Annotated in this window: 22 protein-coding genes; 11 read left to right on the top strand and 11 right to left on the bottom strand. The window is 61.0% G+C overall.

Annotation, left to right across the window (positions count from 1 at the left end; translation table 11 throughout):
* Window positions 1-112: 112 nt before the first annotated feature.
* The 3 genes from ACIOWL_RS04300 to ACIOWL_RS04290 are packed head-to-tail and all read left to right on the top strand — an operon-like array spanning window position 113 to window position 2921.
* A complete protein-coding gene (locus ACIOWL_RS04300; RefSeq protein WP_400382031.1) occupies window positions 113-1390 on the top strand; it encodes a sensor histidine kinase in 1278 nt (425 codons plus the stop codon).
* The gene (locus ACIOWL_RS04295; RefSeq protein WP_400382030.1) at window positions 1378-2067 is read left to right on the top strand and encodes a LuxR C-terminal-related transcriptional regulator; all 690 of its coding nucleotides are present in this window, start codon (window positions 1378-1380) and stop codon (window positions 2065-2067) included. The genes ACIOWL_RS04300 and ACIOWL_RS04295 overlap by 13 nt, the downstream gene beginning before the upstream one ends.
* Window positions 2064-2921 (top strand): hypothetical protein, encoded by an 858-nt coding sequence (locus tag ACIOWL_RS04290; protein WP_400382029.1) that lies wholly within the window; start codon window positions 2064-2066, stop codon window positions 2919-2921. Before ACIOWL_RS04295 ends, ACIOWL_RS04290 begins: the two co-directional genes overlap by 4 nt.
* 88 nt (window positions 2922-3009) lie before the next feature.
* On the opposite strand, the gene ACIOWL_RS04285 is transcribed toward ACIOWL_RS04290, so the two are convergent.
* The 4 genes from ACIOWL_RS04285 to ACIOWL_RS04270 all read right to left on the bottom strand — a co-directional run bounded on the left by ACIOWL_RS04285 (window position 3010) and on the right by ACIOWL_RS04270 (window position 7612).
* Window positions 3010-3840 (bottom strand): PspA/IM30 family protein, encoded by an 831-nt coding sequence (locus ACIOWL_RS04285; RefSeq protein ID WP_400382028.1) that lies wholly within the window; start codon window positions 3838-3840, stop codon window positions 3010-3012.
* 205 nt (window positions 3841-4045) lie between these two features.
* A complete protein-coding gene (locus ACIOWL_RS04280) occupies window positions 4046-5533 on the bottom strand; it encodes an MFS transporter (RefSeq protein ID WP_400382026.1) in 1488 nt (495 codons plus the stop codon).
* 193 nt (window positions 5534-5726) lie between these two features.
* Window positions 5727-6551 (bottom strand): IclR family transcriptional regulator, encoded by an 825-nt coding sequence (locus tag ACIOWL_RS04275; RefSeq protein WP_400382024.1) that lies wholly within the window; start codon window positions 6549-6551, stop codon window positions 5727-5729.
* On the bottom strand, window positions 6551-7612 hold the full coding sequence (locus ACIOWL_RS04270) for a D-2-hydroxyacid dehydrogenase (RefSeq protein ID WP_400382022.1): 1062 nt from the start codon (window positions 7610-7612) through the stop codon (window positions 6551-6553). Before ACIOWL_RS04270 ends, ACIOWL_RS04275 begins: the two co-directional genes overlap by 1 nt.
* A gap of 125 nt (window positions 7613-7737) precedes the next feature.
* Here ACIOWL_RS04270 and ACIOWL_RS04265 point away from each other — a divergent pair, with 125 nt between their 5' ends.
* The 3 genes from ACIOWL_RS04265 (at window position 7738) to ACIOWL_RS04255 (ending at window position 9415) form a co-directional block, all read left to right on the top strand.
* On the top strand, window positions 7738-8460 hold the full coding sequence (locus tag ACIOWL_RS04265; RefSeq protein WP_400382020.1) for an NAD(P)-dependent oxidoreductase: 723 nt from the start codon (window positions 7738-7740) through the stop codon (window positions 8458-8460).
* Window positions 8415-8678 carry a hypothetical protein gene (locus ACIOWL_RS04260; protein ID WP_400382018.1) on the top strand — a complete coding sequence of 88 codons (264 nt, stop codon included), beginning with the start codon at window positions 8415-8417 and terminating at the stop codon, window positions 8676-8678. Before ACIOWL_RS04265 ends, ACIOWL_RS04260 begins: the two co-directional genes overlap by 46 nt.
* Window positions 8679-8797: 119 nt before the next feature.
* On the top strand, window positions 8798-9415 hold the full coding sequence (locus ACIOWL_RS04255; protein WP_400382016.1) for a GNAT family N-acetyltransferase: 618 nt from the start codon (window positions 8798-8800) through the stop codon (window positions 9413-9415).
* Here the strand turns inward: ACIOWL_RS04255 and ACIOWL_RS04250 are convergent.
* Both ACIOWL_RS04250 and ACIOWL_RS04245 read right to left on the bottom strand, forming a co-directional pair.
* A complete protein-coding gene (locus ACIOWL_RS04250; RefSeq protein WP_400382014.1) occupies window positions 9412-10131 on the bottom strand; it encodes an AAA family ATPase in 720 nt (239 codons plus the stop codon). The genes ACIOWL_RS04255 and ACIOWL_RS04250 overlap by 4 nt on opposite strands.
* 121 nt (window positions 10132-10252) lie before the next feature.
* Complete coding sequence (locus tag ACIOWL_RS04245) at window positions 10253-12148, bottom strand: FAD-dependent monooxygenase (protein ID WP_400382012.1); 1896 nt, start codon at window positions 12146-12148, stop codon at window positions 10253-10255.
* A 188-nt stretch (window positions 12149-12336) separates the two neighbouring features.
* On the opposite strand from ACIOWL_RS04245, the gene ACIOWL_RS04240 reads away from it, so the two are divergent.
* Complete coding sequence (locus ACIOWL_RS04240; RefSeq protein WP_400382010.1) at window positions 12337-13014, top strand: IclR family transcriptional regulator; 678 nt, start codon at window positions 12337-12339, stop codon at window positions 13012-13014.
* Window positions 13015-13093: 79 nt separating this feature from the next.
* On the opposite strand, the gene ACIOWL_RS04235 is transcribed toward ACIOWL_RS04240, so the two are convergent.
* Window positions 13094-13258: a hypothetical protein gene (locus tag ACIOWL_RS04235; protein WP_400382009.1), complete on the bottom strand. Its 165-nt coding sequence runs from the start codon at window positions 13256-13258 to the stop codon at window positions 13094-13096.
* Between the two features lie 236 nt (window positions 13259-13494).
* Here ACIOWL_RS04235 and ACIOWL_RS04230 point away from each other — a divergent pair, with 236 nt between their 5' ends.
* On the top strand, window positions 13495-14265 hold the full coding sequence (locus ACIOWL_RS04230) for a DUF2786 domain-containing protein (RefSeq protein ID WP_400382007.1): 771 nt from the start codon (window positions 13495-13497) through the stop codon (window positions 14263-14265).
* Here ACIOWL_RS04230 and ACIOWL_RS04225 read toward each other — a convergent pair.
* Together ACIOWL_RS04225 and ACIOWL_RS04220 are read right to left on the bottom strand one after the other, a co-directional pair.
* A complete protein-coding gene (locus tag ACIOWL_RS04225; protein WP_400382006.1) occupies window positions 14262-15509 on the bottom strand; it encodes a CynX/NimT family MFS transporter in 1248 nt (415 codons plus the stop codon). The genes ACIOWL_RS04230 and ACIOWL_RS04225 overlap by 4 nt on opposite strands.
* An 85-nt stretch (window positions 15510-15594) precedes the next feature.
* A complete protein-coding gene (locus ACIOWL_RS04220; protein WP_400382004.1) occupies window positions 15595-16053 on the bottom strand; it encodes a GatB/YqeY domain-containing protein in 459 nt (152 codons plus the stop codon).
* A gap of 103 nt (window positions 16054-16156) precedes the next feature.
* On the opposite strand from ACIOWL_RS04220, the gene ACIOWL_RS04215 reads away from it, so the two are divergent.
* Entirely contained in the window at window positions 16157-17512 is a 1356-nt protein-coding gene (locus ACIOWL_RS04215; protein WP_400382002.1) for a DUF4232 domain-containing protein, read from the top strand.
* Between the two features lie 34 nt (window positions 17513-17546).
* On the opposite strand, the gene ACIOWL_RS04210 is transcribed toward ACIOWL_RS04215, so the two are convergent.
* Window positions 17547-18821, bottom strand: a complete 1275-nt coding sequence (locus ACIOWL_RS04210; protein WP_400382000.1) for a carbamoyl-phosphate synthase — start codon at window positions 18819-18821, stop codon at window positions 17547-17549.
* Window positions 18822-18837: 16 nt separating this feature from the next.
* Complete coding sequence (locus ACIOWL_RS04205) at window positions 18838-19980, bottom strand: lipid II:glycine glycyltransferase FemX (RefSeq protein WP_400381998.1); 1143 nt, start codon at window positions 19978-19980, stop codon at window positions 18838-18840.
* 96 nt (window positions 19981-20076) lie between these two features.
* On the opposite strand from ACIOWL_RS04205, the gene ACIOWL_RS04200 reads away from it, so the two are divergent.
* The gene (locus tag ACIOWL_RS04200; protein ID WP_400381996.1) at window positions 20077-20406 is read left to right on the top strand and encodes a metal-sensitive transcriptional regulator; all 330 of its coding nucleotides are present in this window, start codon (window positions 20077-20079) and stop codon (window positions 20404-20406) included.
* A 60-nt stretch (window positions 20407-20466) separates the two neighbouring features.
* Window positions 20467-20787: a heavy-metal-associated domain-containing protein gene (locus ACIOWL_RS04195; protein WP_400381994.1), complete on the top strand. Its 321-nt coding sequence runs from the start codon at window positions 20467-20469 to the stop codon at window positions 20785-20787.
* Window positions 20788-20820: the final 33 nt, after the last annotated feature.

Here is a 20820-nt window from a genome sequence, read left to right as displayed (position 1 = left end):
GGGATCGTTGCTGCCCGTTGCAACCGGGTGAGGAAAAACTTCGGGTTTTCCCTAATGATGTTCTCCGGTTCCCTCGGTGTTGTGTCAGCGAACACCCAAATAGCATTGAATTATGACTTCAACACTGCAGACCCCATCGGGCGCGCTGCCTGCCCGTCCCCCATTGCGATTCGGGTTCACCCTTTTGCATCTGGCAGCACTGGGAACCGTCGGGGCGGTGGTTCTTCCCCTCATCATCGCCTGGTTCGCCGCAGGCATCGGGCTCAGCTTCCTGCTTGGATTCGGGCTGCTGATGCTTGTCGGATTGCTCTACCTCATTTTCGGATTGGCTCGTTGTGAAATCCTCCGAGTCTCCGAGCTCTACAACCTCCAGATTGCACCGTTGGCTTGGCGCCCACGCCAACAACCCGGGTTCGGCCCGTATATCCGGTCGCTGGGACGGAACTTGGCCAACGGACGGATGTGGGCGGCCTTCGGAAGCCTGGCAATTTCCTGCTTCGCCGGCGCAATCATGCTCAGCGGGTTGGAATGGATGGTCCGGTTGTCCATCACCGCGTTCGCCCCATTAACCCAGGCTGAACGTGTGGCCGGCCCCTATGGGATGCAGATCCCCGCCGATCAAGCACCCTGGATGCTGCTTCTCGCCCTGCTCGGTGCGGCTTTGGCCGTCTCCATGGTCTTTTTGCATCGGGCGGTGACGGTGGGAATCATCGGCTCCACGGCCCGTGAAACCGAACTGACCGAACGGGTGCGCACCACCACGGTGCAACGTGAAGGTGCCATGCGCGCCGCCGAACTGGAACGAACCCGCATTGAACGAGACCTTCACGACGGGGTCCAACCCCGCCTGGTTTCCGTGGCCATGACCCTCGGGTTGGCTCACCAGCAGATCGACAGCGACCCGGAGCAAGCCAAGGCCCTGGTGGCCGAGGCACATGCCTCCACCAAGTCGGCCATTACCGAACTGCGCCAGCTGACCCGCGGGATCTACGCCTCGGTGCTGGATGACCGCGGATTGGATGCCGCGTTGTCCGCCATTGCCGGCCGCTCCCACATCCCGGTGCAGCTGGACGTTCAGCTCGCCGGGCGTTATGCACGGCATGCCGAAGCCGCCGTATATTTCGCCATTGCCGAGGCGCTGACCAACGCGGCCAAGCATTCGCGGGCTTCAACCTGCCGGGTCACGGTGCGTGCTCGCACCGGCGACCAATCGCAGGCAACACTGTGGGCACGGATTGAAGACAACGGCACCGGCGGGGCGCGGATCGTTCCCGGCGGCGGACTGGATGGCATTTCCAATCGGGTGCTTGCGGCCGGAGGAAGCATCACCCTGGATAGCCCGCAGGGCGGTCCCACCGCACTGGAGGTGAATGTCCCATGCGCGTTCTAATCTGCGAAGATTCGGTCCTGCTGCGCGAAGGCCTGGTGCGATTGCTAGCCCATTCAGGCCACCACGTGGTGGCGGATCTACCCGATACCAGCGAGCTGCTCGATTTCCTCGAACAGGCCCCGGCCGAGGCTTTTCCAGAGATTTGCATCTTGGACGTCAGGCTGCCTCCGACCTACACCGACGAGGGCATCCGCGCCGCGCTGGCCGTGCGGTCACGCTACCCGAAACTCCCCCTGCTGGTGCTCTCGCAGTATGTGGAGGAGCGTTACGCCTCGGAATTGATCGCCACGCAATCCGGTGCCCTGGGTTATCTGCTCAAGGACCGGGTGGCCGATGTTTCGGAGTTCATCGCCTCGCTGGAACAGATTGCCTCCGGGGGCACCGTACTGGATCAGGAAGTGGTGGCACAGCTGTTGACTCGACGAAACCACGATTCAAAAATGCAGCAGCTCACCGACCGCGAACGCACGGTGCTCGCCGCGGTGGCCGAAGGAAAATCCAATCAGGCGATCGCCGCCCTCTTGTTCCTCTCCGAGGCAAGCGTAGAAAAATACATCACCTCCATCTTCCAGAAGCTCGGCCTGGAAGCCGACGGAATGGGTAACCGGCGTGTGCTGGCCACCCTCGCCCACATCGAAACACTGGGCACCAACCGCACAGACAGGACAAACCCATGAGTACCCAGACGATCAACCCGCATCCCCCACAGGATCCGGCCCCGCGAGGTGCGGGAAAAGCACTGAATATTGTCCTTGCCGTGATCGGCGCGCTGGCCCTGCTCACCATGGCCATCGGGGCAACCCGCAGCGCCATGTCGACGCTGAACAGCAGCCACGTTATCCAGCAAGCCGACGCCCACGGGGTGAGCACATTGGATGTCCAGGCAAACACCGGAAGTTTTGAACTGAAATTTGCCGATGTCTCCGAGGCCAGCCTTGAGGTACGCAGCACCGCGGGCGAACAATGGTCCCTGGAGCGCGAGGGAAGCACCCTCACGATCCGCCCGCCGGCAGGCTGGAACAACTTCTGCTTTTTCGGCTGCTCAGCGACCGACAATGAAATCACGCTGACCTTGCCCGAAGAACTGAACAACGGAACCGTTGACGCGAAGTTTGAGCTGGGAGCTGGAATGTTCCAGGCCGACGGAAACTTCAAAACCCTCGGACTCGACGTCAGCGCCGGTGAACTAGAGGTAGTGGGGTCGGCTGACACGGTGGATGCCAAACTCGGCGCAGGGCGAGCCAACCTGGTGCTTGATGATGTGGATGCCGCCACCTTGGATGTGTCTGCCGGGCGTATGGATGCTCAATTTCAGGGCCAGGCCCCGCGTTCGGTGGATGCCCGGGTGAGCGCCGGGGTGATGGAACTGATCCTGCCGGATACCAGTTACAACGTCTCAACCGATTCGTCGGCGGGCTCCATAGAGAACAAGCTCAACACCTCCGCCAGTTCTGAATTCAAGGTCAGTGTTGATGTCTCGGCAGGTTCTGCGGTCCTGAGGCCCGGGTCCGAAGCCAGCAACGGTAAATAATCTTTCAACACCAAAAAGGTGAGGTCCCGGACCGCATTTGCGGTTCGGGACCTCACCTTTTTGGTGTGTTTTGCACTAAAACTGACCGCTACGCTTGGTTCTTTTTCATGGCAGCCAGGCGCGCTTCGATTTCAGAAAGTTCAGGAGCACCGGCTTCCAACGCGGCCGCGCCGTCTGCCTCTTCGAGGATCTCAGCGGCCGGTGCCGAGGCGGCCTTCAAGGCTGCCAAACGGGCGTCGACCTCGGTAGCCGCCCCGAGATCTTCAAGCTGCGCAAACTGCGAATCCAGCGAGGAGGCGGCCAGTTCGGCGGCGCCGCGGACCTTGGCTTCATCCTGACGGATCTTCTGCTCAAAGCGGCTGATTTCACTGCTTGGATCATTGATGTCCAGCGCCTTGATGGTGTCCATCATCTGGTTCTGGGTTTTGGCGTTGCGGGCACGGGCAACCAGCTCGTCACGTTTGGAGACCAGTTCTTGGCGTTTGGTCTGCATGGTGTTCAGACCCGACTTGAGCTTGTCCACCACCTCACGCTGGGTGCCCACCGTGGTGGACAGCGCGCCGGCAGTTTTCTCCGCGGCCATCTGGCGCTGAATTGCCACGGTGGCCAGCTGGTTGAACTTCTGCTGGTTGGCAGAGTCACCAGCCGCGGCAAATTCCTCAGCCTTGTTGGAGGCGGCCAGCGCCTTGGAACCCCACTCGTTGGCCTCATTCTGCGCCTTGGTGAGGTCTTCCTCGGCCATCCGCAGGTTGCCGATGGTTTGCGCCACCGCCTGCTCCGCCTCGGCAATGTTGTTCGTGTAGTCGCGGACGGTCTGGTCCAGCATCTTCTTGGGGTCTTCCAGCGCATCGATTGCCGCATTGGCATTCGCTTTACCGATACCGAAAATTCGAGCCCAAATTGATTGTTTCTTGGCCACGTGCCATCCCTTCGTCTACCCCTTCAACTCTAGAGGAAGCATGCACAGTTCCCGAATCTGCGTTGAGCTTTGATACTCGAGCATGAATCGTTGCCATAGGTGCTCGTCCGAGGAAGACTCAAACAGTTTGCGGGCACCGGGGCCGCACCGGCGACCACGAAGGTCAACCGACTGCGCCCCGGTGCCCCACCCACGAATGCCGCGGTTAGTGCCGTACCGCTTGCTCCGCGCGGGCGGCTTCAGCGTCAACGGTGAACGAGGTGCGCGCGGCTACCGTTGATGCCCCGGTTCCTTGGCTGCCAGCCAGCCACACGTCGTCTCCCGCTTCGACGGAGGAAATCTTGACCGCGTCATCGGTTCGTGTCAGGTCGCGGCGCAGGGTCTCGGGAACCAGGAAGGTGCTGGCCAGGGTGATGGCCGCCAGTACTGCCATATACAGGCCCAGTACCAGCCAGTTCGCGTCGGTAATGGCGATGAGGTAGGCACCCAGCACCCCGGCCAAACCACCGGCAAGTACTGCGGAGATTTCACGGGCCATGGCCACCCCGAGGTAGCGGTGACGGCTGCCGAAAAGTTCTGGAAGCATGGCGCACTGCGGGCCGAGCATGGTGGCTACCGCGATGCCGATTCCCACCGCTATGACAGCGATTGCCAAGGCGTGGCTTTGAAGGGGCAACGCCCACCAGGCGGGGATCGAGTACACCAGCAGGAACAACGCCCCGGCGCGGTACACCTTCCGGCGCCCGAAACGATCAGATAACGCCCCGGCCAACGGAACGGAGAACACCCCGATCAGCGACCCGATGGTCACACCCCAGGTCAATAGCCCCTTGTCTGCGTCCGGCCCGACGACGGCCACAAAAAAGGTCAACGCCAAACCTTGGAACATGTACGAGCCGCCGTTTTCACCCATTCGCAGCCCAATACCCACCAGCACGCCGGGGAAACCGTTGCGGAACAGTTCACGCACCGGATGCTCGGAAACCTGATCGTGTTTTTCCATCTCGACAAACGTCGGAGTTTCTTCCAGCTTGGCGCGAATGACCACCGCCAGGATGATCAGTGCGAAGGAAGCCAAAAATGGAATACGCCAGCCCCAGGTCATCAGGGCCTCTTCGGGCAGGGTTGTCAGGATCGAGAAGACCACCGCGGCCAGCAGCGTGCCTGCCTGAATGCCGATAAACGGCAACGCGGAGAAGAACCCGCGACGTTTGGTTGGCGCGTATTCGGCCATCAGCACGGTTGCCCCGGCCTGTTCGGCACCGGCGCCGAAGCCCTGGAGCAGTCGCAGGACCACCAACAAGATGGGCGCCCAGATTCCCGCCATTTCGTAGGTGGGCAGCACACCAATCAGGGTGGAGGCGCCGCCCATCAGCAGGATCGTCACGATCAGCACAAATTTTCGCCCCAGCCGGTCACCGAGCATTCCGAAGAACAGTCCGCCGAAGGGGCGGGCGACAAAACCTACACCAAAAGTTGCAAAGGCGGCCACGGTGGCCATGGCAGGATCTCCCTGCGGGAAAAACAGCACATTAAAGATCAGCGCGGTAGCCAATCCATACAGTGCAAAATCAAAATACTCCAAGGCGCTGCCGATGCTCGCCGCGAGGGTGGCGCGCTGCAGGTTCTTGGCATAGTTCGGATCCGCTGAGGGCCCGTCTGCCCCATTGGGGGCGGCTGAGGTGGTGGTCATGGAAGTCTCCTTCGACAAGTGAACGGCATCACTCTTCCTGTGCATCGAAGATACCAACATATCGAACGCCGTACAACCCATTGAACGATGTTTTTTGAATTGCCTTCTCCGACTCCGGTTCGCCAGGGCCTTAAACAGCTGATCCCGCCATCCGGAGATGACGGGATCAGCTTGGGTCTGGAATGCAGGCCGGTTATTTTCGAGCGGCTTGGGCCCCCCAGGGGTTTTCAAGGCGCGCGGCGACCTCGCGCAACGCCGTCCCAATGGCGGCGATACGGACGGGGTCTGCCAGATCGGCCGGGATAGCAGCCCCCATGGCCAGCGGAGGGTCCCCCGGCGCCCACGGCGGAAGCGGAACCGCCACCCCCAGCACACCCAGGGTCGAATGGCCCTCATCGATGGTGTATCCACGCTCGCGCGCCGCATCGAGGCGCTCGCGCAGCACCTCGAAACTCAGTTCCATTCCGTCGATCCGGCTGCGCTGCGGAAGCACCCCGGCAAGCACCCGTTCAAGTTCGGGCTCACTGAGCGGCAGCAACAGCGCGTTGCCGGCGGCACTGAAAATAGCAGGCAAGCGAGAGCCCAGCGGGGTGCCGATCCGATACGGTGCCCTGCCCTCATGGCGGGCGAGATACAGCGCATCGGAGCCGTCAAGCATCGCGATCTGGACCAGCTCACCACTCAGGGTCGGCGAAGAGGAGATCAGCCCAAAAAATTCGCGCACCTGATTGAACTGAATGGAAAACGCCCCACCCAGTTCCGCGGTCCGCCGACCTAAGCCAAATCCCTCACTGGTACGGCGAATCATTTCCCCGTCCTCCAGTGCCTGGCAGAGGTTGGCGCACGAGGATTTGGCAATCCCCAAGGTTCGCGCCAGTTCGCTCAGCGGAATGGCCCGCCCCTCAGCCTCGGCCAGCAAGCCCAGAATGGCCAGCGCACGGGTCACCGCGGGGGCTGGATCTCGCACGGGTTTATCCTCGGCGGCGCCGCCGTCTTCACCCTTGTTTTCGCTTGTCATCAGTAAAACTCTACGGTATCCACCCTGTTGCGCAAGGGAACGCCATCTAGCAACGCGGTCGCATTGCGCGCGAAAAGCCGGGCAATCCGCCGGGTCTCCTGGTCACTGAGCGCAGCCGTGTGAGGGCTGATGAGCACATTGGGGTGATCCCACAATTCACTGCCGGACGCCAGGGGTTCCTGGGCGACAACATCCAGAGCGGCAAAACCAATCCGTCCGTCCTCCAGGGCGGGCAAGAGGGCGGATTCATCCACCACGGTCCCCCGGCCGACATTAACCAAAATGGTGTCGGGGCGTACCGCTTCGAAAACCTGAGCCCCCAGCAAACCTTCCGTGCCGGCGGTACCGGGCAGGGTCGCCACAATTGCATCAACCTGTCCGGCGGCTTCGGCCAGTGCGGACGGGTGGATCAGCCGGTCGACATGTTGCACCGCCTGGCCACTGCGCGAGGTCCCCCACACCGTGGAACCGCAGGCTTTAAAGCGTTCAGCCACCGCGGCGCCGATTCCTCCCAGGCCCACCACCAGGATCGTCATTTCATCCAGGTGCCGCATCCGCCAACGCTGGTTGGGCCAGTACTTGCGGGCTTGATCGGCTTCGAGTTTGCGCAGGTTTTTCGCTCCGGCCAGCACCCCGAACAGCGCGAATTCAGCCAGCGTCGACCCATGCACCCCCGCGCTGGTGGTGAACGCTACCCGGTCAAGTTCAGCTGCGCTAAGCCCCGCGGCCTTGACCTGGGAACCTCCGCCGGCCGCAGTGGTGTGCACCCACCGCAAGGAATCGTTGGTTCGCACCGTGTGGTTCAGCAACGCCGGGTTAACATCGGGGATTCCAAAGAGCGCATCAACCGAGCCGAGCATCCGGGTGAATTGCTCATCCTGCGCCGGGGTGCGCGTGAAGTTCGGGTCCCCGTCCCAGTCACCGTGCCAACGGTAGGGCCGGGTGAGTTCCGGTTCATAAAGGAATTCAAGCCTCGGCTCGAGTTCACGCATCAGTTCCAGGTCCGACTCGGGCAGGCTCACCGCAACACCTACGCGCAGAGCTTGTGTGTTTACAGACATCTTTCCCACGTCCTTTCGTTTCTTGACAGCATACCGAATAGGACAGCATGTTGAACAGAGTTCGTTATATTGGACGCAGTATCTTTGTGGGGTGTTAGCCCCAACTTCACCAAAGGAGTCATCAGATGAATCATCACGAATCCGGTGCAACACCCCGTGTGGGCATGATCGGCCTAGGCAAGATGGGCCGCCCCATGGCTAGGCGATTGGCCGTGGGCGGCCAACACGTTGTCCTCACCTCAACCCGAGGCAAACAGCAGGTGCTCACGGACCTGGCTGCCGATAGTTCGCTGTCCACCGGCAGTTTTGAATGGGCGGATTCAGCGGCTGAACTGGCAGCGACATGTCATGAGATCGTCCTCATGCTTCCGGACCTGCCGCAGATCATCAACTATCTCGAAGCCCCGGACGGTCTACTCACCGGGCTTGAACGGCGCCCGGCCAACAGCCCACCATTGCTCCTGATCATCGGAGCGACATGTTCGGCGGTCGGGGTAAAAAACCTTGCCACCGAACTTGAAGGCCGTTTCGGCGGGCGCGTGGTGCTGGTTGACGCCCCGGTCTCCGGCGGTGAAGACGGTGCGATCCAAGGATCCTTATCAATCATGCTCGGCGGGGATCATGACGCCTGCGTTCGCGCACGCGCTGTGCTTGCTCCATGCGGCACCCCGGTGCGGTTGGGGGAACTCGGCGCCGGGCAGGTCGCCAAGGCCTGCAATCAGCTGGTGGTCGGTGCCACAATGTTCGCCCTGGGTGAGGCCTCGGTGCTGGCCGAACGCTCGGGGCTGGATCTTGCGGCCATGTGGAGAAACTGCTCAGCGGAGGTTACGCATCCTCGCGGCTGTTAGACACCCGCCGCGAGAGGCTGGTCTCCGGCGATGACTCGCCGTCCGGGGCCATCAAGTACCTGCTTAAGGACCTTCAGGGGGTCCAGGAAATAGCCGAGGAAACCACTACTCGGGTGGCGCTTCTGCCCACCCTGCTCGATGCGGTCGCCGAGGTCATCGACGCCGGGTTGGGTGAGCGGGATCTTGCCGTGACCAAACGTTTTATCGCTGGGCGCTAGGCTCCAGTGATACTTTGCTCCAATGCACCGATCCAGCCCAGCTGCGATTCGGAAAGGGTGACCGGCCCGAGGTACCGCTGCACGGTACAGTATGGAGCAATCGAACAGGGGCGGAAACCATGAATGGCTCAACGATTGAGGTGAAACGCGGCGACGAGCTGGGCGAAGATTTTCGACGGCGAATCACCGAAGTCTATGTTCGCGCTTTCGCCGAAGACTTCAGGAGTTTTTCACGCGACACCGGCAAACTGTCCGATGCCTTTGAACATATGCTGCTGCTTGAGCGGTTCTACGTGGCGCTGGTGGATGGCGAACCTGCGGGGCTGGCCTCCCTGACCGAAGCAGACCAGATGATTTTCGCCCCGCAACGCCAGCACTTGTTCAAGCACCTCGGTCCGATCCGCGGGCGGATCGCGGCCTGGGTGATCCGCACGTGGTTTATGCGCCCCTCACCGGCCGCGTCACAGGGGTGCGCCGAAATTGGTTTTGTCGCGACCGAACCGGCCTTCCAAGGCCGGGGTGTAGGCACCGCGTTGCTCAGCGCGTTGCTGCAGCTTCCCGAATACAACGAATACACCCTGGAAGACATCAAAGATACCAACACCTCGGCATTGGCACTCTATGCCAAATTCGGATTCACGGTGTATTCGCGTCGAAAAATCCGTTTCTCCCAACGTGCCGGATTTTCCGAGCTTGTCTCAATGAAGCTGGTGCAGGATCACCCCACGGCCACCTAGTTTTCGAAGTGCCTCAGGAAACGCCCCGGCGCCTGGAGGAATAGGCGCCAGTTGCGCACCATTTCCAAATCGTCATAGTCTGCGTTGCGCAGTCCCCATGGTCCTACCTCATAGATGCGGGCCTGCGGCAATGAAGCCAGGATCGGTGAGTGGGTGGACAGCACCACCTGGGAACCTGCATGCAACAGATCCGAAATGTGTGAGAGCAACATCAGGCAACCGTTAAAGGACAGGGCTGATTCGGCCTCGTCGAACACCCACAATCCGTTGATCAGCGAACGGTTGGTGAAGAACTCGATAAAAGACTCGCCATGGCTTTGAAAGTTATGCCGCCCGCGGGATTTGATCTCATTGAGGTAGGCGAAGTGCCCGTGCATGGTTTCGGCGCGCAAAAACACCCCGCCCCGCCCGGCTCCAGCCCCACGTTCAAGTTGCAGGTGCGCACCGAGGGACGATTCGGTGGCCTGGGTTTGATGCATTGCATCAATCGTTCCGCCTTCGGCGTTCAGTCCGTAGGCTGCCGCCAGCCCCTCTACCAGCGTGGACTTTCCTGCACCGTTCTCCCCCACAAAGATCGTGAGCTGGGACAGCTCCAATCCTTCATCCAAAACCTGGCGGACCGCCGGAATTTCTGCGGCCCAATCGGTGCGCGGCATCGGCAGCAAGGAATGTTCGGTGATGCGGCGGACCGGAAGGGCGCTAAACGGCTGGCTCATATCACCAGAGGCTACCAGCTGGTTCGGACAACCCAGCGTCCACCCCGCGAAAGCCGCGGCGTACCTCCTGCAGACCAGTCTCCCGCACCCCGAGCGGCGGGGTGCGGGAAACCCAAAGGAACTAGTTGACCGGCAACATGTGCTGGGCGAAGAACTGCGCCAGCTGATCATGCGCGGTCAGCGGGAAGATGCCGGCGACGTACTGATCCGGGCGGACCACCACGATCGCCCCGTCGCGGCTGACCTCGCGCTCGCGGAAGATGTCGCGGCCGTGGCCCGCGGCGAACACCTGATTGATGTCATGCAGGGCGAAGGGCACCTTCAACGGCTGGAACGCCTTGGGCACGTCGTAAAGCTCCACCTCGGTGTAGTCCTGCTGGTAGATCGCCTTGAGGTCGAACACCGCGTCTTCATCCCCGTTCGCCGGGGTATACAGGTTGCGTGGAGACGACTCGTCCTGGGCCCACCAGGCGGCGAAGTCCGCCATGGCGGTGCCCTCCAGCGCCGGGGCCGCTTGGTCTGCGAAGGCATACACCCGCCAGCGGCCGTCGGCCTCATGCAGGTGGCCCAGGTGGCGCCAGCGGTTGTCGGCGCGGCGGATGACCTCCGCGGATTTGAAGCGTTTGCCCACCGGGAACCCTGAGGCCAGTTCCTGGTGCTCCAGGCCGGTGGTGATGGCGGACTGGGTGTACTGGGTCATGAAACCGGCCGGGAACTCCATGGTTTTCACATAGTATTTCTCCAGCTCGTCCGGGTCTTCCCAGTCTTCCACGGACTTGGCCATCAGCGTGGACCATTCCTTGTCGAAGTCGATCAGGTTCTGGGCGATCACCTTGCGCTCTTCGGCATAGGAGTTCAGCAGTTCTTCCGGCGCGCGGCCTTCGAGCACCGCTGCCAGCTTCCAGCCCAGGTTGAAGCCGTCCTGGATCGACACGTTCATTCCTTGGCCGGCCTTGGCCGAGTGGGTATGGCAGGCGTCTCCCATGATGAATGCGTGGGGGTTGCGCGAACCGCGTTCGGCGTCGGAGACATCGTCAAAACCGTCGGTGATGCGGTGAGCGACCTCGTACACCGAGAACCACGCGACGTTTTTGACGTCCATGGTGTAGGGGTGGATGATGCGGTTTGCCGTGGCCACGATGTCTTCCACCGGGGTGTTGCGGATAGCCCCGGCATCTTGCGCGGTCAGTTCGCCCAGGTCCACGTAGAAGCGGACCAGGTAGCCGCCCTCGCGGGGGATCAGCAGGATGTTGCCGGCCTCATGGGACTGGATGGAGCACTTGACCTGGATGTCGGGGAAGTCGGTGTTCACCATGACATCCATGACTCCCCAGGCGTGCATGGAGGCATCGCCGTGCAGTTTATGGCCCAGCGAACGGCGCACCGAGCTGCGCGCTCCGTCGCCACCCACCAGGTATTTGGCCTTGACGGTGCGTTCCTCGCCGGAACGCGGACCGGCGCAGTACTTGATGCGCGCGCTGACCGGGTACTCGGCCTCCGGATCGATCTGGCAGTCCAGGTATTCAATCCCGTAGTCGGGGACGATTTTGCCCGGCGCGCGTTCGGCGTCGCGCAGGAAATAGTCCAGGATGCGTGACTGGTTCACGTAGATGTGCGGGAATTCGCTCATGCCCGTGGAGTCATCCGCGGCACGCGAATGGCGTTTGATGTTGGCCGGGTTTTCCGGGTCCGGGGTCCAGAAGCACATTTCAACGTTCCGGTAGGCCTCTTCAACTACTTCAGTGGCGAAGCCGAAGGCTTGGAAGGTTTCCACCGAGCGAGCCTGGATGCCGTCGGCCTGGCCGACTTCCAGCCGGCCCGGGCGCAGTTCGATGGCGCGGGCATTGATGCTCGGGAAACGCGAGAGCTGGGCGGTGACCACCGAAGCGGCCGGGCCCGTGCCGACGATCAGCACGTCCATCTCATCAGGAAGATCACTCGATCGATTGAGCCCATACCCCTGGGCTGGTTTGACGCGTGGATCTGAAGAGACATAGCCCCTGTGGTGAATCTGCATTATTCGGCTCCCTTGCGGTGTCACACAAACATCATTGTCTCTATATTTGCGACACGGTTGTAACTATAGATACAAGACTAGCTTTCACGTACGCTATCTTCAAGACGTACATCACATAACGTGTCGACGTACGTCACTCTGAACCCCTGAATCGCGCGGTTTCAGCCACACAATGAAAAGATTGTTTAATGACCAATTCACCCAAGGGCAGTGTTGAAGGCGGATCCCAGACCCTGGGCCGCGGACTCGAAGCCTTGACGCTGATCGGCGAATCCAGCCGCCCGCTCAGTGTTCCCGATCTTGCTTCCGCGCTGGGTATCCACCGTTCCATGGCCTACCGGTTGGTGAAAACCTTTGAACAGTATGGTTTCGTCGAGCGGTTGCCCTCAGGCGATCTTGAGCTCGGCGCTCGACTTGGCGCGCTGGCCCGCAATGTCGCCAAAACGTTGCAGTCAGCGGCCGCCCCGCATCTGGCCACGGTCTCGGACCAGCTGCAGATGACCGCGTTGCTGGTCGTTTTCGACGGAGAAGCAGCCGTCACCCTGAGCACCGCTGAGCCTAGGCTCGCCGACGCCACCGTCGCGCAACGCCCAGGCACCCGCCACCCGATCGACAACGGCGCCCCGGGCCGAGTCATCCGCTCGCAGCTGCACCCCGAGCAATACCCGGCCAAAAACTACGAGTTCAGCCACGACGAAGTGATCCCCGGGCTCACATCCATCGCAGTCCCGGTGCGGCTGCCGCAGGGTAAACCGGCGGCCATCGCCGTCATCTATCCCCCGCGAGATCTTGATGAACAGCAGATCGCCTCGGTGCTCAACGCCGCGGCGGCACAGATTTCTTCCACCCTTGGGCTGCGGGTCTAAACCCGACCCTCGAACACCACAAGAGCCAGAAAAGCTGTGAACAGTTTTCTGGCTCCTGGTGTTGTGAATATGTGCGGCCCTACGCGGTGCAGGCCTCATTAGAGCACCCAGCGTCACGAGGTTTGTATCCGTCACCACCCTCAACTTTTTCCCAGACCACGTGGCGGTGCTGTCCGCAACGCTGGCAGGCCGGGGCGAGGTAGGTGGCGCGTTCTTCCATGGTGTATGTCCGAAAATCTCCCATTACAACCTCTCGAAGTTCGTTCAGGGTCCCTGAACTACCTTCAGAGAACCTGTTGGGTGACTTCACTCTACGCGCGCTTTCGCCAACCGGCTAGGGTCTGCAACTTGTCCCTGGCAGCTGATAAAAATTGGTTATCCACATCCTTCTCAACGAGATTTCACGGTCCGTGTCACACTGACCTTTAAGAGCCTTCGAAGCCTCTCCCAAACAATCCCATCGCCGTCGAGGAAATCATCATGAAAAATTCGGAACACAAACTTCAGCGCCTGAAGGAACGTATCTCGCTGCTGCTGAACAAGGCCGAGAACACGACCTATCCGCATGAAGCCCAGGCGTTTCAGGAACATGCCGAACGACTGATGGTGCGTTACGGCATCGGCCGGGCAGAACTTGATGCGCAGGGCGCCCAACAGGGGAAAAAGACCGAAGCGATCATCGAAGAACGTTTTGAAATGCGCGGAGTGTATCGGTTGGGGCAACGTGACGGGCTGTCTCATGTCGGGCGCGCGTTCCGCACCGTCACCATCCTCCAGACGAACCTCTCGAATTCGTGCCGGCTCTACATCATCGGGCACGAATCCGATGTGGCCACCGTCAAAACCCTGTTCACCTCACTGGTGATCCAGGCAAGCATCGCCATGACCCACTGGTGGGATTCGGAAGGCAAGTTCCAGCCTTGGCTGGTCAGCGATTCAGAGAAGCAAATCGAGCGCCGAGAATTCCAACGCAGTTTTTATTCGCAGGTCGCAGCCCGCATTGACGGCCTTTACCGAGAAGAAAGTACCCACAGCGGCACTGGAACCGAACTGGTCCTGGTTGACCGCAAGCACCAGGTCGACGAATTCGTCAGCGTCCAGTACCCGTTTCTTCGCGCCTCGCGGAACCGGGCCGCCCGCGGAAGCATGGGTGCGGTGCTCGCCGGGCAGGCTGCCGGTAGGCATGCGGATCTAGGTTTCGGCAAACACCTGGACGGCACCGAATCCAACCCGGGAGCCATCGCTAGTTAACGGATCTGGATGCGTTGCTGATCTTCAATATATCGCGGACGGCCAGCCATGATTCCGGTGAAGGTCTGGAAGATAATCAATGCCCCGATCAGCCAGATGGGTGCGGTCCATGACCCGGTCACTTCATGAAGCGCACCCACGGCAAACGGGCCGGGAAACGCGATGAGGTAACCCACCGACTGTCCGAACGCCGAAAGTTTCGCCACCCCGGCGGCGCTGTGGGCCTTCAAGCCGATCATGGTCAATGCCAGGGGGAAGTTCGAGCCGCAGATCCCCAATAGGATCACCCACAAATAGGCTCCTTGCAGTGGAATGGTCAGCATGCCCACCACCGCAATCAACCCGGCAATACCGTTGATCACCACCAAGGGTCCCTGATGGGTGAACCGTCCGGCCAGCGCCGGCATTACAAAGGACAGCGGCACCCCCACACCCAAAAGAATTGCCAGCAGGGCACCGGCCTGCGCCGGTTCCATTCCCAGGTCGGTAAAGATCTTCGGCGCCCACCCCATAAAAATGTAGGCCACGGAGGATTGGGCCGCGAAAAACAGGGCAATCCACCAGGCGGTTGGATTTTTGTACATGGGGCCAATGGGTGCGGCGGCCGAACGCTGGGCAATCGTTTCGGAATTCTTCTGCGCGATCTGCGCGCGAAGACCAAAATACACAACCAGCCAGACAATCAGGGCAAGCAGCGCAGGCAGGGCCCAAACCGCGAGGCCCACACGCCACTGCCCACCCAGCAGGTCATTAACCGGCACCGCCACCCCGGCCACCGCCGAGGCGCCCAGAGCCACCGCCGTGGTGTAGGCGCCGGTGACGATCCCGACCTTGTCCGGGAACCAGCGTTTAACCAACACCGGCATCAAAATGTTGCCCACCGCAATTCCGGCCAGCGCCAGCGCGGTGCACAGCAGGAAGGTCCAGGTTTCGGGCGCCACCGAACGCACAAGAATTCCCACCAGGATGGCGCCCATGGCGGCAATCACTACCAGTTCGGGCCCGCGTTTTCCGGCCAGCCGCGGCGCCAAGGGACCGAGCAGGGCAAAACACAAGGGCGGAATCCCGGTGATCATGCCGGCAATAAAGCCGTTCATCTGCAAACCTTCAATGGCCGGATCCAGCAGGGCTCCGAGGGAGGTGACAGCTGGACGCAAGTTGATCGAGGCCAAGATGATTGCAAGAACTAGAAGCACACCGAAACCCTTGGGCAACGCTGGCTGACGCGGGGGAAAATCAGACATAGTGTTCACAGACTATCGGGGGATTTACCCAGCACCTATCTGGATTTCCTCCCGCGCACTGCACCGTGACAAGGTGGTGGCAGTATTAGGCCAGTTTTGCGCGCACCATCTGGGAGACCGCCTTGCCGTCAAAACGACCGGCGATTTCTTCCCCGACCAGCTTCATAGCCTGGCCCATGACTTTCATGTTCAGCTCGGTCTGTGTGGCCAGCTGCTCCATGACCCGGTCGACAATCTCTTGGGCTTGGGCCTGGTCAAGCATCTTGGGCAGGTAGGTGGAGATGAACGCGGCCTCGGCGAGTTCACGCTGCGCCAATTCGGTGCGCCCGTCCTTGGCCGCGAGTTCCGCGGTTTCCTCACGGTTGGCGACTTCCTTGCGCAGCAGGTTCTCCACATCCTGATCGGTCAGCTCGGCACGGTTTTTCCCGGACTTCTCCCGGGTGCCGATAGTGCTGATGATGTTGCGCAGCGTGGTCTTCTCCATCTCATTGCCCGCCTTCAGGTGGGTAATGCTGTCCTCATGCAAACGGTTTTTTAGACTCACCGGGTTTCTCCTTCACTAACACTTCTGGGCATTCACCTTCGACTCTACTCGCTTGCGGCTTGGCGGCCCCGGGCCACGGCTTGCCTCTGGTAGCTTGAGCCTTATGAAACGCAGACCGCTGATCGCCACGCTGGCGGCCTTTGCCGTCGTAGCGGCTGCAATCCTGCTGCTGTGGCATCCATGGGATCGGTGCGACGCCCCGGAACCGATATGCCTAGCACAGGATGAAATCCAGGAACTGGATAACGTCGTGGCTGCCGAGGTGGATTACGACGCAGCCTCACAGGAATCCAGCATCACCGATCCGCTCCAGGTCATATGGGAAGTCCGCCTGCGCGAAACGCTGAGTCCGCGACAGGCGGCCACCACGGCGGAAGCTGTTTCCGACCGCGCCCTGGCCGCGGTCGTTGACCACGTCGAGCTGGAACACTCGGTAACCCTTCTCGCCGGGCAACCGCAGGGAGCACAGGATTCCGGGATACAGATCTACCCGCTGCGCCTGTGGCTGGGAGAGCATCCGGGAGCCGAAACGGATCAGGCTTTCAGCTTGTGGCAGCAGGGAGCGGCGCGAGTGGACAATGCCGGGGCGGTTGCCCCGAACGCCGACGTGCTGCTGGACTTGGCTCAGTTCGCCCAGGAACAGGGTTATGAACCGACGCTGGAACTCGCCGACGGGAGCATCCGCTACACCCCCAACGGAGAATTCTCGCTGGAGCAGGTGCGGATCGCCGTCGAGGCCCGCGACCAGCCGAACGTTGATACCGCCATTTTCGGCTCCGGGATCTTGTCCGTGCACTCGAACTCCCCTGAGAGCACCACACCGAATACAGAAATCAAGCGCTGGCTTGATGAACATGCACCGCTGAGTGAGCCAACGGCCTATTCCCTCTCCGGCCCGGGGTACGAATCGATCCGGGAGGGGTGGATCGGTAAAAAACTTCCCGAGCACCTCATTGCCAAACCGCCGGTGTTGCCCGAGGGTGTCACGGCTTGGCCGGATAATCCGCGGGCCCCAACGTGCACCCAGGAGAACCTCCAGCTCTCGTTGAGCGAGCCCGACGCGGCGCTTGGTTCACGGTATCTCTCGCTCTACGCCCGCAACATGTCCCAGAATTCCTGTGCCCTGCAGGGTTACCCGCAGATTGTTTTCCTCAATGCCGCCGGTGAACCCCAGATTAGTGCGGTGACCGTGCCGGAAACCTCTGTGAGCGCCGAAAGAACCGTAATTCCCGCCGGGGAATACGCCATCTCGACCCTGACATGGAAAGCCATGTCCACCAGCCAGGAGCCGGATGAAACCACCGCGCTGAGTGCGGCGGCACTGCCGGGCCTGGAACCGGCCACCCTATCCCCGATCTCCCAAGGCATTGCAACACCCCTGGATATCCTCGACGGTGCCCAGGTCCGCCTCAGCCCCTGGCTCCAGGCAGCCGAAGGCCGGGCAAAACCCGGAACCTGAGATCGGCACCAACAGCCGCTCGCGCAGCCCGACCCTACACGCTGCGGGGTGGGAACTTTTTGTATTTCACGTAATGGTTAACCGCGTTCAGCACCAGGTAAATCCTGCGTCGCGGGTGCTTCTCCGGCGCAAATTTCAGCGGGTTGGATACCTTGCCGGAGGTGAGCAGCGCGGCGGCCTTGCGCCCGGTATCGCTATCAAGAAAACGACGCAGCAGGTGGTGCGGCAGCACGGTGAACAGGTGCTCGTTGCTCAACTGCAACACCCCGGCCGCGGTTTCCACCACGGCCGTTGTTTCCACACTGGCCGTATCGAACTGCGGGCCGAGGAATTCGGTGACATAAAAACGAGCAGGGTTCACCCCGGCCGCGGTCAGGTAAAAGTGATTCCGTCCCAGCCTCGGGTTGATCTCAAAAAATTTGATCTGCCCGTCGCGGTGGTCGTATTTGGCATCGATCATCGCGATACCTTGCCAGCCGAGTTCTTCAAGCATCCGTGCGCCGTCGGCGGCCATCTGGTCGTTTTGGCCGGTGACAATGGCGGCCGAGTTGCCCAGCACCAGCGGTGCATGCTCTTCGATCACCACCTCGCCGTAACCGGCAAAAATGACCTTGCCTTCCTGGGTGGCGAAGTAGGTGCACAGGCGCATCGCATCATCACCCCCGGGAACGTATTCCTGCAGGATGTACCCCGAGGTGTAGCCGCTGGCATCGATTTTGGCGACAAGTTCAGTTAGCTGCGCGAAGTTTTCCAGGGTGTGGATTTTTTGTTTTCCCTCGAACTTCGCGGCAATCCATTCCCCGGAACTGGAGGGTTTGCCAATCAGCGGGAAGGTGAGGTGTGAGGCCATGGCCTCCAGATCATTACCCGGCCGGTACACGGCGGTGCCCGGGTGGGCGATCCCCATGCGCTCGGCGAGCGCGTAGAAGTTTTCCTTCAGCGCCGCGGCTTCAACCACCGCCAAGTCCGGGTACGGGATCACAAAAAATTCTTCAAGTTGTGCCCGGTGTTTGGCGATCAGCATGATGTGGAAATCGAGCGACCCGAAAAGCATCAGCGGGCGCTGGGCCTCGGCGGTGAGCTCTGCGGCCAGTTCTCGCAGCGCGGCCACCACGCGCGATTCATCGGCCATGGAGCCGATGGGGCGCAGCTCGATCGCCACCGAGTGTTCAATGACCCCGTTGCCGGCGGCCGGCAACACCACGGAGCGGACGTTGTAGGCCTCGTAGAATTCGCGCGCCAAGGTATAGGTGCCGATATCTCCGCCGAGGATCACCGGGACGAAAGGCTGGGATGCGTCGATTGCCATGGGTATTGCCGGTTCCCTACTTCTTGCGCCAGTTCATGTACTTTTCAAAGGCCCACGCCAGGGGCTTGTTCAGCGCCAGGTCCCATTCGCCGTTGGTCTGCACGATGTCGCACCCGGTGTTGGTTTTGAATTTTGTCAGCCCCGCCAGGTGATGGTTTGTATCCAGCGTGGCACTGACTCCGCCCTGGTCGAGGTAGCGGCACCCGGCCTGGATGGAGTCGGTGATCATGTGGTGCATGATGGCCTTGGGTGCGAAGAGCTTGCGCTGTTCGGAGGACGAGGCGCCGTAGAGGTACCAGGCCAGGTTGGAGGAGCGGATGACGATGGACGCGGCCAGATCCACCCCTTCGTTGCTGGCGATGTACAGGATGCAGGAACCCGGCACCGCCTCGTTGAGCACGGAGTGCATCTTCTCGAAATAGCTCAGCGGGCGGCCGGTGAATTCCTGGCGGTCCGCCGTGTGGTTATACAGGGCGTGGAATCGTGCCATGTCCTTGAGTTCGCCGACCTCAACCTGCAGGGTGCTTTTCAGTGCCTTGCGGGTTTCGTTGCGGGTGGTGGCGGAGTAGGAGGCCATCACCTGTTCGGTATCCAGCTGTTGGCCGGTCGCATCCTGCAGCGCCACGCGGGCGACGAATTCCGGCTGCCCGGCGGCGAAGTCCAAACCGACATCCTCCTTGGTGAAACCCAAGGACTTGAGAGCATCGTTCAGTGCTAACGCGTTCGCGGATTGCGAGTGCACTTCCAGGTCGGCAAGTTGCGCAAAACCCTCTTTGCCGAGGTTCTTGCGGACCGCTGAAGCAGCCCAGGTGCGCACTTCCCTGCCCGGGCCCATCTTCAGTTGGAAGGCCCCTCGGTTTTTCAGGTAGGAGGCCAGCGGCGTCAGGACCGAGTCCGCCGGGTAGGACTCGAAGTTGATGACCGGGCCGTCGGGAATGTAGGCCAGGGTCTTTTTGATCACCGGTGCACTGCGGTGCAGCACCAGTGCGGCGCCGACCAGGGTGTCGTTCTCGAACCAGCCCAGTGATTCGCCGCGCCAGCCGCCCTTGACCCGAGCCCATTCGGGACGCTGCAGGAAGCTGACGTCTTGGGCTGTTGCAAGAAAGGCGGAGTGTTCGGTGCTGGAAATCGGACGCACATGAAGTTCGTAGTGGCTCACGGATGAAATCCTACCGTGACCAAGCTGGGAATTCGGTGACCAACCATACCCCCAGAGGGTATTTGACTTAATACCCTATGGGGGTATTATCGAAGTATGAACACAACGCCAGCACCCGCCGCGGGCCCGCAGCACCACGGTTATCACGCAGACAAAGACGCCCTGGCTCGCCGCATGAAGCGCATCGAAGGCCAGGTCCGCGGTGTGGCGAAGATGATTGACGACGACAAATACTGCATCGATATCCTTACCCAGGTTTCCGCGATCAACGCCGCGTTGCACAAGGTCAGTGTGCAGTTGGTTGAGGATCACATTGGCCACTGCGTCGTGGACGCGGCCAAAACCTCCATCGAGACCGGCGATGAAAGCCACGTGAATAACAAGGTCGCAGAAGCCGCGGCCGCCATCGCCCGCCTGGTGCGGTAGTTCCCAAGGTTTTTCGCCGGCGACTGCCGGCGCCCTGAAAAATTGAAAGAGAGCAAAATCATGAGCCATAACTGCAATTGCGGATGTTCCTCAAACTCCAGCGAGAACGGCAAGGACCTGCTGCAGATCATCACCCGCCCGGACAACGCGGTGGCTACCACCCGCACCGAGATCCGCATTTCGGGTATGACCTGTGGCCATTGTGTCGCATCGGTCACCGAGGAGCTCAAGGAAATCAGCGGCGTGAATGATGTTGAAATCATCCTGGATGCCACCGGCATCTCAACGGCCACGGTCAGCTCCTCAACCGCATTGAGTGAAGAGACTATCAAAAACGCCATCGACGAGGCCGGATACACCGTCGAGGCAATCAACGCCTAACTGCCCCTGAGCGGGCAGGAAAGTGCAGGGTAA

Source organism: Glutamicibacter sp. NPDC087344 (genome assembly GCF_044744225.1).
Classification (GTDB): Bacteria; Actinomycetota; Actinomycetes; order Actinomycetales; family Micrococcaceae; genus Glutamicibacter.
This window is presented reverse-complemented; position numbering and strand designations above follow the sequence as displayed.